The organism is Kordia sp. (assembly GCF_050633145.1).
Lineage (GTDB): Bacteria > Bacteroidota > Bacteroidia > Flavobacteriales > Flavobacteriaceae > Kordia.
In genome coordinates this window covers 119,352-131,134 of record NZ_JBOEFY010000027.1, presented here as the reverse complement: position 1 = coordinate 131,134, position 11,783 = coordinate 119,352, and the positions used below count along the sequence as shown (strand labels likewise).

Below are 11,783 nucleotides of genomic sequence, written 5' to 3'. Positions count from 1 at the left end.
TTTTTAGGCTTTTGTAAATTATTGTAACAAAGATTTGATTATTTTCGTTACATGCTAAAAAATCACAAGCACATAGAAGAGTTATTGGTTGATGCAACAAAAGAAATGCTGTATGAAAAACTTATTGCACAACTCAATAAAGATTTTTTAATGGCAAACATTGAAGAAACTTTTCCTGCTAATATTTCTCCAAAATCTTTACAAAGAGAATTACATGCTGTTGTATATCAGTTAATTCAAGAAAAATTTGCTGAATATTTGAATCTACTGTACATCATGGATGTTTCCGAAGCTAAAATTAAAGCATTAGATGGATCTGATATGGTAGTGCTTTCAGAACAAGTAGCGTTCTTAATGCTAAAGCGTGAGTGGCAAAAAGTGTGGTTTAAAAATAAACTCTAAAAAACGGCACTAAGGCATCTGCATAAATACTTTTATCATCATCGTGCAGTACATTATAGCGAACGCCAACGGTAATGTTATTAGTTCTGTATCCAACGCCAAAAAATACGGCAGGTTGCCAATAATTATCATCTTCAAAAATTGGATCTTCAAAATTTCTGCTTACGTTCAAATATTCAAACTCACTTGAAAGCTGAATTTCTGGTAAGGGATTAAATAAACCGATAAAGCTTCCTCCAACAATAGTTGATTTAAAAAAATCATCATCATTAAAATAAGTATAGTTCAATGACATACCTGCAGAAAACTGTGTATTAAAATCGTAAATAGCACTTGGAGCTACCGTAGCGCTAAAAACACCATTGGCGAAACCCAGTCCCAATCCGCCACCAAAGCGAACATTTCTCCAAAAATCACTTCCTTGAGAATTGTTGTTATTTTGTGAAAGTGCTGTAAAAGACAACAAAAACATAAAAATCACTAAAAAAGTATTTTTTGTGTGGTAAAAAACAGAATTTTTCATCTATGAGAAAATTATGGATTATTCGTATAAATATATACAAAACTTATGATGTGTTTTTATCAAAAGTTGTATTTTTGATAAAATTTTGTCGAAACGAGACAAGAAAGAAAAAACATGGATAGATTTTCCTTTTTAAATGCAGCACATACAGCATATTTTGCTGAGTTATATGATCAATATTTACAAAACCCAGACAGCGTAGAGCCGAGTTGGCGTGCGTTCTTTCAAGGATATGATTTCGGAACAGAAAGTTACGGCGAAGAAATGTCTGAAACTACAGAGGCAATTACTAAAGTTGTTGTTCCTGAAAATGTAAAAAAAGAATTTCAAGTTGTAAAACTTATTGATGGCTACCGTACGCGAGGACACCTATTTACTAGAACAAATCCTGTTCGAGAACGTAGAAAATATGCTCCAACATTAGCTTTAGAAAATTTTCAACTAAGCGAAAACGATTTAGATAAAACGTTTGAAGCAGGTGAAATTTTAGGTATTGGAAAAACAACACTTCGAAACATCATTACACACTTAGAGCGCATTTATTGCGAATCTATTGGTGTAGAATATATGTATATCAGAAAACCTGAACAGATTAAATGGATTCAGGATAAACTGAATATCAATGACAATCATCCACAGTTTTCAAATGATACCAAAAAGCATATTCTTAAAAAGCTAAATGAAGCAGTTTCGTTTGAAAACTTTTTGCACACAAAATATGTAGGGCAAAAACGTTTCTCGCTTGAAGGAGGAGAATCCTTAATTCCTGCATTAGATGCCGTTGTAGAAGCAGCAGCAAATAAAGGCGTAAAGGAATTCATCTTAGGAATGGCACACAGAGGTCGTTTAAATGTATTGACAAATATATTTGGGAAATCTGCAAAAAATATCTTCAGTGAATTTGACGGAAAAGACTATGCGGAAGCAATTTTTGATGGAGATGTAAAATATCACTTAGGATTGACTTCTGATAGAGAAACAGATTCTGGAAAGAAAATAAGCATGAATATTGCGCCAAATCCTTCACACTTAGAAACAGTTGGCGCTGTAGTAGAAGGAATAGCAAGAGCAAAACAAGATCGTTATCACGCAGATGACTTCTCAAAAGTATTACCAATAGTTATTCATGGTGATGCTGCTATTGCAGGACAAGGTTTGGTGTATGAAATTATACAAATGTCTCAGCTTGATGGTTATAAAACTGGCGGGACAATTCATATTGTAGTAAACAATCAAGTTGGTTTTACAACCAATTACTTGGATGCGCGTTCATCAACATATTGTACAGATGTTGGAAAAGTAACACTTTCACCAGTATTGCACGTAAATGCTGATGCTGCTGAAGCAGTTGTACATGCAGCGTTATTTGCGTTAGAATATAGAATGACATTCAAACGTGACGTATTTATTGATTTACTTGGATATCGTCGTTATGGGCATAATGAAGGTGATGAACCACGATTTACACAGCCTAAATTGTATAAAGCAATTAAAGCTCATAATAACGCACGAGATATTTATGCTGCTAAGCTAATAAAGCAAGGAATCATTGATGATTCGTATGTAAAAGGTTTAGAAAAAGCATACAAAGACTCACTAGAAGTAAAACTTGAGGATTCTCGTAAAGAAGAAAAAACAGTTATAACACCATTCATGCAAGATACTTGGGACGGATTTGTTCGAGTTGACGAAGGTGGAATGGGAAATGATGTAGACACAACATATCCTAAAGAAAAATTAGAACAAATTGCAAAAGTTGTTTCTAAATTACCAGAGGATAAAAAATTCCTAAACAAAATTGTACGTCTAATCGGAGATCGTAATAAAATGTTCTTTGAAAAAAATGCAATCGATTGGGGAATGGGGGAAATGCTCGCATACGGTTCATTACTGCAAGAAGGTTTTGATGTGCGTATCTCTGGACAAGATGTAGAAAGAGGAACATTTTCGCACCGTCACGCTGTAGTAAAAGTTGAAGCGTCAGAAGAAGAAATAAAATTACTAGATAATGTAGGAGAAAATCAAGGAAACTTCTACATCTATAACTCATTCTTATCAGAATATGGTGTTGTAGGATTTGATTATGGCTACGCTATGGCAAGCCCAAACACGCTTACAATTTGGGAAGCACAATTTGGAGACTTCAGTAATGGAGCGCAAATTATGATTGACCAATACATATCTTCAGCAGAAGATAAATGGAAAACACAAAACGGATTGGTAATGTTATTACCACATGGTTATGAAGGGCAAGGAGCAGAGCATTCATCAGCACGTATGGAACGCTATCTGCAAATGTGTGCAAAAGACAATATGTATGTTGCTGATTGTACAACACCAGCAAACTTCTATCACTTGTTACGTCGTCAGATGAAAGCAAACTTTAGAAAACCGTTAATTGTTTTCACTCCTAAAAGTTTATTGCGTCTTCCAAAAGCAGTATCAACTGTTGATGATTTTGCAAACGGAAGTTTCCAAACATTAATAGATGATGCGGAAGCAAAAGCTGACAAAGTAAAAACTTTAGTATTCTGTACAGGGAAATTCTATTATGATTTATTAGCAGAACGCTCAGCACAAGGAAGAGAAGAAGATGTTGCTTTAGTACGATTGGAGCAATTGTTTCCATTACCAAAAACAAAAATCAAAGAAGTTATTGCAAAATATACAAACGCAGACGATATTGTTTGGGCACAAGAAGAGCCAAGAAATATGGGAGCGTACAGTCACTTGTTAATGCACATGGATGAAATAAGAAACTTTAGAGTTGCCTCTAGAAGATTTTATGGAGCGCCAGCGGCAGGAAGCTCAGTGCGATCAAAACGTCGTCATGAAGAAGTGATTGCGTATGTTTTTGATAAAACTAAAAATAATATGCGTTAAGGGTTGTATTTTGACTTTAGTTTATCTTGAGCTTGTCGAAAGGCTCAATAAAACAAGTCTTTATACTACTAAATGCAAACAGCGGTTGCTGAGCGAAGTCGAAGCAAACGCCCAAAAAAGTAAAATAAAAACTAAAATATAGAACACGATGATTTTAGAAATGAAAGTTCCTTCGCCAGGAGAATCGATCACTGAAGTAGAAATTGCAGAATGGTTAGTACAAGATGGCGATTACGTAGAAAAAGACCAAACAATTGCTGAGGTTGATTCTGATAAGGCAACATTAGAATTGCCAGCAGAAGCTAGTGGAACAATCACCTTAAAAGCAGAAGAAGGCGATGCGGTAGAAGTTGGACAAGTAGTGTGTCTCATTGATACAAGTGCAGCAAAACCAACTGGTGGCGATGCACCAAAAGAAGAAAAGAAAGCAGAAGCACCAACGCCTGCAAAACCAGTAGAAGCTCCAAAAGCAACTGAGCCTGCAAAAACGTATGCATCAGGAAGTGCGTCTCCAGCAGCTAAGAAAATATTAGCTGAAAAAGGAATGGGCGCAGGTGAAGTAAAAGGAACTGGAAAAGATGGTCGTGTTACTAAAGATGACGCTGTAAAAGCACAACCAAGTATGGGAACACCTTCAGGTGGATCGCGTGGAAGTGAGCGTAAAAAATTATCAATGTTGCGTAGAAAAGTTGCGGAACGTTTGGTATCTGCAAAGAATGAAACTGCCATGTTAACTACATTTAATGAAGTTAACATGAAGCCAATTTTCGAATTGCGTAAAGAATATAAAGAAACGTTTAAAGCAAAGCATGGTGTAAGTTTAGGATTTATGTCTTTCTTTACTTTAGCTATTGTTAGAGCATTAAAATTATATCCAGCAGTAAACTCAATGATTGATGGAAAAGAAATGGTAAGCTACGATTTCTGTGACATTAGTATTGCGGTTTCTGGTCCAAAAGGATTAATGGTTCCTGTAATTAGAAATGCAGAAAACTTATCATTCAGAGGCGTAGAATCTGAAGTGAAAAGATTAGCAATTAGAGCAAGAGACGGGAAAATTACAGTTGATGAAATGACTGGTGGAACATTCACAATTTCAAATGGTGGAGTTTTCGGAAGTATGTTGTCAACACCAATTATCAATCCGCCACAATCTGGAATTTTAGGAATGCACAATATTGTTGAAAGACCAATGGCTGTTAATGGCGAAGTGGTAATTCTTCCAATAATGTATGTTGCGTTGTCTTATGACCACAGAATTATTGATGGAAAAGAATCTGTAGGTTTCTTGGTAGCTGTAAAAGAAGCGCTAGAAAATCCAGTAGAATTATTGATGGACAATAATGTGAAAAGAGCATTAGAATTGTAAAAAGAAATTCAATTTATATACAAATAGCCGTTACTGAAAAGTAATGGCTATTTTTTTTAGCAAAACTCAGCGTTGAGTTCCTTCAATTTTTCAACGGAGACTTTTTTTATGTTTTTTGGATTGAATACTTAAAGTTAAGAAAAAGGTATTAGTATAAATTGAATATTTTCAGTATATTATAAAGGTGTTCGATTGATTTTTCTTATGAAAATCGGTATAATTTTTGATGCAACATTAGTCGTTAACAAATCAATCAATCAAAAAAATAACTATGAAAACTAACCTTACTTTTATTATTTCGTTTCTCTTCACGGTTACTGCATTTGCACAATATGAAATTACTGTAGATGCTTATATATTGGACAAAGAAACCAAAGAACCTATTCCGTATGCGAATGTAGAATTTTTAGATAAAGACCTAAAAGCAGTAACAGATGCTGAAGGAAAGTTTACATTGACATTTGATGAAGAATTGATTTCGGATAAAGATCGCTTTCAAATTGTAACGAGTGGTTATCATGAAATTACGGTTGAAATGTCAAAATTAAGTAGATATTTAAGTGTAACAGATAAAATTTACTTAACTGAAAGCCATAAAAAATCTTCTGAAAATACTATAAAAGGAAAAGTAGCTACCAAAGAAAATGGGATTATTCAAAATGCTACTATATCTGTAAAAAATACATTTTTAGTCGCCCAAACAGATGTTAATGGTATGTTTGAAATTCCTGCACAAGTTGGCGATGTTTTAGTGGTTGACTATTTAGGAATGCATGAAAAAGAAATTTTGGTAACTGATACAAATGCCTTTGATATAGAATTAACACCAAATGCCGAATTATTGAGCACGGTTATGATTAAAGGAAAAAAGCCAACAAAGAAAAAGCAATATGTCGATACTGGATTTGGGAAAGTCAGTTTGAATACATTTAGTTTAGGAACGGTAATTACTTCAGATAATATTGGATCGCAACATATATATGTAACAGATGTATTGCGTGGTAGTGTTGCTGGTTTATTTGTAAATAATGGTGAATCAAATATAAGATCACGCTTCAATCGATTTGCTAGACGAAGTATGAATCCTGCGGATGGTAGTGCTTCAACAGGTCCAGGGCAGCCAGTAATATCGCTCAGAGGAACAGCAGTGCAAGTGTTTTATGATGGATTTCCATATTATGGTAACATCAACGAAATAGAAATACGCTCTATTGATAATATAGTTGTTTTAAAATCGATGGCATCTACTATAATATATGGTGGACGACCAACTATATTAATTACTTCAAAAAATAGATTTTTGAAAAAAGATGAAAACGGGAGAGTGATTAATGATGCATTGCTTACAAATAATAATTATGAAGAAACAGTTCCGTTATTGTCAAATAACACTCAAAAAGCAAGCTATTTAAAAACTTTAGAAACAGCAAAAAGTTATGATGAAGCGTTAGCAATCTATCAGAAACAACAGCAAAATAATTCGCTTCAAACAATTCCATATTACATGGATACTGCGGAGTACTTTAAAAGATGGAATGCCAAAAAGTCAATCGAAATTTTACAAACCATTGAAAAATTAGCATATAACAATCCAACTGCATTGAAAGCTTTGGCGTATAAGTTAGAAGAGCAAAATCAATTTGAAAAAGCAAAACTTATCTATCAGAGAATCGCATTATTATTGCCAAATGCAGCTCAATCATATAGAGATTTAGCATTAGCGTACAAGCGAACAGGAAACTATCAAGAATCATTAGATTTATATGTGAAAATGTTAACCAATTCATATCAAAACATAGATTTTGCAGGATTGGAAAAAACACTAATGAGCGAAATGCAACAATTGTTGCGCAGACACCGTAGTGAGGTAGATTACAACAAAATACCATCAAACTTACTCACAACAAGTTTTAAATACGATGTTCGTGTTGTATTTGAATGGAATAAAAGCGATACGGAATTTGAATTGCAATTTGTAAACCCAACAAGTAAATTTTACACATGGAAACATTCACTTGCCGATAATAAAGAACGCATGTTTGATGAAGTGAAAAATGGATATCACTCAGAAGAATTTATCATTGACGATGCTGAAAATGCAGGAGAATGGATTGTTAATGTAAAAAACTTAAATAAAGAAAAAGCGTTCAATCCGACGTATTTAAAATATACACTCTATACAAACTACGGGAAGTCAAATGAGGAACGTACTATTAAAGTAGTGAAGCTCTATCAACAACAGCAAAAAATTACTTTAGATAAAATTAACTATCAATCGCAACAATCATCTGCAACAATAGAGAAGTAATAAGGTTGTAAACATTTATTAAAATAACGCATAAAAGTTTACGCAAAATCCTGCAATTAATAGCAAAACTTGTATCACAAAAAGTACTAAAAAACGTTTATTGTTTTGGTAAGGGGAAGTCATAACAACTAATATTTGATTAATATTAGTGTAAAAGTCTAAAAAAACAAGACTCCAAACAATACGTAAAATTACCTGATTTATAGTGAAACGTAGTATTTATTCAGCTTTATAGCGCTAAAAATGAAAGAATTTTACATGACATAAAGTGAATTAAGATCCTTTTAGAGCAAAAAACAATGACCATAACAAAAACCGATTCATTACGGACTTTGTTCTGGTCATTTATATTTTAATAACGAATTTACTAAGAAGTGTGTTATTTTAAATACAGGCAGTTTTTATCATAATCGATAATGGCTTTCCCTTTTTGTAAAATATCAGCGCCAATAATTCCATGTACTGGCTCAGCTTCGTGCTGTGTAAGCGCAGTATTTACATGATCTAAATTAAATAAAACGAGTGCAACTCGCTTCTTTCTCCATTTACCGATACGAATCTTATTGCTTTTAGAAATTTGTGTTTCCATATTCACAGCACCAGCACCAGCAGCCTTTATCTTCGAATCTTTGGCTTTTAAATTGAAGATTTTTACTGTCTCAAAGCCTACACAAGAAGTAGAAGCACCTGTGTCCAAAATAAAACTTCCTTCAATGCCATTAATCTTTGCTTTTACCTCATAATGATTGGTATTAATTTTATTTAACTTAATAGGCTTATATCCTTTTCCAAGTAAAAACTTTCGCAAACTTTTTTTCATCTACACAAATATCTAAATTCAATTTCCTGCAAAAATACAAATCAAAACGTATGACTATAACAAATAATTCTTAAAAAGTGAAAACTTACAATGTTTTTTAAAATGAACTCTTCCAAAAATCTTATATAAAATACTATTTTTACGCCATGATAATTACAGATACACATACACATTTATACAGTGAAGCATTTGATGAAGATAGGGATGAAATGATGACGCGTGCTTTGCAAAATGGAGTAAAACGTTTCTTTGTGCCAGCAATTGATTCTACATATACGGAACGTATGTTTCAGCTCGAAAAAAGCTATCCAGATGAAGTTTTTCTTATGTCAGGATTGCATCCTACACATGTAAAAGAAAATTACAAAGAAGAAATTGCACATGTAGAAGCACTTTTAGCGGAACGAAAATTTTATGCAATTGGAGAAATTGGAATCGATTTATATTGGGATAAAACTTTCTTAACAGCACAGCAAGAGGCTTTTCAATATCAAATTCAACTTGCCAAAAAATACAAACTTCCAATCGTTATTCATTGTCGTGATGCTTTTGATGAGGTTTTTGAAGTATTAGAAAAAGAGAAAGACGAATCGTTATTTGGAATTTTTCATTGTTTCACTGGAACAAAAGAACATGCCGAAAAAGCGCTTAGTTACAACATGAAACTAGGAATTGGAGGTGTAGTAACCTTTAAAAATGGTAAAATTGATAAATTTTTGCATGAAATTCCATTACAAAACATTGTTTTGGAAACAGATGCTCCGTATTTAGCACCTACACCATTTCGAGGAAAACGAAATGAAAGTAGTTATGTGATGAATGTGTTAGAAAAAGTAGCTTCAATCTATGATTTGTCAGAAGAAGAAGTTGCAAAAATTACCACAGAAAATTCAAAAACTATCTTTGGTGTTTGAATTTGAACCTGAAAAACAGAAATGCAAATAAATAAATCCACGAAAAACGAATTGATAAGCAATGAAGTTTAGATGTTTATAAGTTTAGTCGTTTACGTTTTGATTTAAAAAGCAGAAAAACATATTACAAGCAACAAGCAACAAGCAACCGAAAAACCAAACAATGACACAGCCAAAAATATTACTCATATATACAGGTGGAACCATTGGTATGATCAAAGATTTTGAAACAGGCGCATTGCGTGCATTCAACTTTGACAAGCTCTTGGAGCGTATTCCAGAACTTTCACATTTAGATTGTGACATAGAAACCATTGCCTTTGATAATCCGATAGATTCATCGGATATGAATCCAAAAAACTGGATAAAAATGGCGAGCATCATTGAAGAAAATTATAATGATTTTGATGGTTTTGTAGTATTGCACGGAAGTGATACAATGAGTTATTCGGCTTCAGTTTTGAGTTTTATGCTAGAAAATTTGGCAAAGCCAGTCATATTTACTGGTTCACAGCTTCCAATTGGTGATTTGCGTACAGATGCAAAAGAAAATCTAATTACCTCTATTCAGGTCGCTTCTTTGTTTGATGAAGATGGAAATCCGCAAATCAAAGAAGTAGGTTTATATTTTGAATACAAACTCTACAGAGCAAACAGAACGACAAAAATAAATGCGGAACATTTTGAAGCATTTGCGTCACTTAACTATCCGCCATTAGCAGAATCGGGTGTACATTTAAAGGTATTTAAAGAAAATTTATTGCGTCCAAAAGAGGGAGAATTGTTCAAAGTTCACAAAGAAATTGATAATAATATTGCATTAATAAAGCTATTTCCAGGAATTACACGTGCAAGTTTAGAAGGTTTTTTAGCCTCCGACACAATAAAAGCAATCATTTTAGAAACTTATGGAGCAGGAAATGCACCCACTGAAGCATGGTTTTTAGGATTTTTATACAAAATAAAGAAAAAGGGTATAATTATTGTGAATGTAACTCAGTGTTCTGGAGGAAAAGTTATCATGGGACAATATCAAACAAGTGTTGCCTTAAAAAAGCTAAACATAATTAGTGGAAATGATATTACAACCGAAGCTGCTATTGCAAAATTAATGTATCTTTTGGGAAGGAAAATGGACGAAACAACGTTCAAAACTGTCTTCGAAACACAAATTAGGGGTGAAATGTCCTAAAAATAACTAGATATATTTCAAAAACTAAAATATTTTTTGTTATTTGCCCATCAATAAAGAGAGGTGGCCGAGTGGTCGAAGGCGCACGCCTGGAAAGTGNNCGAGGGTTCGAATCCCTTCCTCTCTGCGTAAAAATATCGTACATTATTATAAAATTTTTATATCTTTAACCCGATTAACTAACAAAATTTAAGTTCAAGAGAAATGAAAAAAGGATTTTCTATTATGGCTGTAGCCATGTTAACGATTTTAAATGTAGGTGTAGCAACAGCTCAAAATGATACTGCAGCAGACGCCGGACAAGGTATTCACCAAATATTAAAAGAATACTTCATCAAGGGTGGACCCGAGTTCATGGGAATTGTATTGTTGTGTCTTATCTTAGGACTAGCAATATGTATCGAAAGAATCATCTACTTAAATATGGCAACAACTAATAATAAAAAATTATTAGCAAATGTTGAGAACGCATTAGCAAGTGGTGGTGTAGAAGCTGCTAAAGAAGTTGCTAGAAATACAAAAGGACCAGTTGCGTCTATCTTTTACCAAGGATTAGACCGTATGGACGAAGGAGTTGATAACGCTGAAAAAGCGGTTGTAGCTTACGGAGGAGTACAAATGGGACAATTAGAAAAGAACGTATCATGGATTTCTTTATTCATCGCAATTGCGCCGATGTTAGGATTCATGGGAACGGTAATTGGTATGATTCAAGCCTTTACTCAAATTGAAGCTGCTGGAGCAATTGATGCATCTTTAATTGCAGGTTCTATTCAGGTAGCCTTATTAACAACAGTATTTGGTTTGATCGTAGGTATTATACTTCAAATTTTCTATAACTATATTATTGCTAAGATTGATAGTATTGTAAACGACATGGAAGATTCATCTATTTCTTTAATAGATTTATTGGTTCGTTACAAGAAATAATACTATCAACTTTATACAATACAATATAATATGAAACAATTAAAATTAATATTAACAGTTTTAATCGCCGTGATCGCGATTGTAGGAGTAGTCCTATATATAATGATCTTGACAGAGAAGTCAACAGGTAATGCAATGATTGTTGCAGGTGAAATACTTGTACCTGTTACTGCTGCTATCGCATTGTTTTTTGGGATTAAAAACTTGGCGACCAATCCGCAAGCTTTGAAGAAATCATTGATTTCACTAGCGGTTTTTGCAATCATTGTAATTATATCTTATGTTGCAGCTAGTGATGCTTTAACTCAAGTAGGTAAAATTAAAGTGGATGGGTCTACGTCAAAAATGGTAGGAACTGGTATTTATATGTTCTACTTCTTGGCAGCAGTTGCTATTTTAGCAATGGTAGGATTTGGAGTTAAAAAAACACTTAATAAATAAT

Annotated in this window: 10 protein-coding genes and 1 tRNA gene; 9 read left to right on the top strand and 2 right to left on the bottom strand. The window is 33.5% G+C overall.

Features of this window, described 5'->3' with window-relative positions:
* Positions 1-51 precede the first annotated feature (51 nt).
* The gene (locus ACRBBL_RS14815; RefSeq protein ID WP_431369849.1) at positions 52-402 is read left to right on the top strand and encodes a hypothetical protein; all 351 of its coding nucleotides are present in this window, start codon (positions 52-54) and stop codon (positions 400-402) included.
* Here ACRBBL_RS14815 and ACRBBL_RS14810 read toward each other — a convergent pair.
* On the bottom strand, positions 386-925 hold the full coding sequence (locus tag ACRBBL_RS14810; RefSeq protein ID WP_431369848.1) for an alpha-ketoglutarate decarboxylase: 540 nt from the start codon (positions 923-925) through the stop codon (positions 386-388). The two genes, ACRBBL_RS14815 and ACRBBL_RS14810, sit on opposite strands and share 17 nt — an antisense overlap.
* Positions 926-1,039: 114 nt before the next feature.
* On the opposite strand from ACRBBL_RS14810, the gene ACRBBL_RS14805 reads away from it, so the two are divergent.
* From ACRBBL_RS14805 to ACRBBL_RS14795, 3 genes are all read left to right on the top strand, one after another.
* Positions 1,040-3,808 carry a 2-oxoglutarate dehydrogenase E1 component gene (locus ACRBBL_RS14805; RefSeq protein ID WP_431369847.1) on the top strand — a complete coding sequence of 923 codons (2,769 nt, stop codon included), beginning with the start codon at positions 1,040-1,042 and terminating at the stop codon, positions 3,806-3,808.
* A 148-nt stretch (positions 3,809-3,956) separates the two neighbouring features.
* A complete protein-coding gene (gene odhB, locus ACRBBL_RS14800; protein WP_431369846.1) occupies positions 3,957-5,177 on the top strand; it encodes a 2-oxoglutarate dehydrogenase complex dihydrolipoyllysine-residue succinyltransferase in 1,221 nt (406 codons plus the stop codon).
* A 271-nt stretch (positions 5,178-5,448) separates the two neighbouring features.
* Positions 5,449-7,485 (top strand): carboxypeptidase-like regulatory domain-containing protein, encoded by a 2,037-nt coding sequence (locus ACRBBL_RS14795; protein WP_431369845.1) that lies wholly within the window; start codon positions 5,449-5,451, stop codon positions 7,483-7,485.
* A gap of 379 nt (positions 7,486-7,864) precedes the next feature.
* On the opposite strand, the gene ACRBBL_RS14790 is transcribed toward ACRBBL_RS14795, so the two are convergent.
* Positions 7,865-8,305 (bottom strand): retropepsin-like aspartic protease, encoded by a 441-nt coding sequence (locus tag ACRBBL_RS14790; protein ID WP_431369844.1) that lies wholly within the window; start codon positions 8,303-8,305, stop codon positions 7,865-7,867.
* Positions 8,306-8,451: 146 nt separating this feature from the next.
* On the opposite strand from ACRBBL_RS14790, the gene ACRBBL_RS14785 reads away from it, so the two are divergent.
* The 5 genes from ACRBBL_RS14785 to ACRBBL_RS14765 all read left to right on the top strand — a co-directional run bounded on the left by ACRBBL_RS14785 (position 8,452) and on the right by ACRBBL_RS14765 (position 11,782).
* On the top strand, positions 8,452-9,219 hold the full coding sequence (locus ACRBBL_RS14785) for a TatD family hydrolase (protein ID WP_431369843.1): 768 nt from the start codon (positions 8,452-8,454) through the stop codon (positions 9,217-9,219).
* A 163-nt stretch (positions 9,220-9,382) separates the two neighbouring features.
* Positions 9,383-10,411, top strand: a complete 1,029-nt coding sequence (locus ACRBBL_RS14780) for an asparaginase (RefSeq protein WP_431369842.1) — start codon at positions 9,383-9,385, stop codon at positions 10,409-10,411.
* Positions 10,412-10,468: 57 nt separating this feature from the next.
* Positions 10,469-10,538 (top strand) — tRNA-Ser (locus tag ACRBBL_RS14775).
* Between the two features lie 77 nt (positions 10,539-10,615).
* Positions 10,616-11,341 (top strand): MotA/TolQ/ExbB proton channel family protein, encoded by a 726-nt coding sequence (locus ACRBBL_RS14770; protein WP_431369841.1) that lies wholly within the window; start codon positions 10,616-10,618, stop codon positions 11,339-11,341.
* A gap of 30 nt (positions 11,342-11,371) precedes the next feature.
* Positions 11,372-11,782, top strand: a complete 411-nt coding sequence (locus tag ACRBBL_RS14765) for a hypothetical protein (protein WP_431369840.1) — start codon at positions 11,372-11,374, stop codon at positions 11,780-11,782.
* Position 11,783 lies beyond the last annotated feature (1 nt).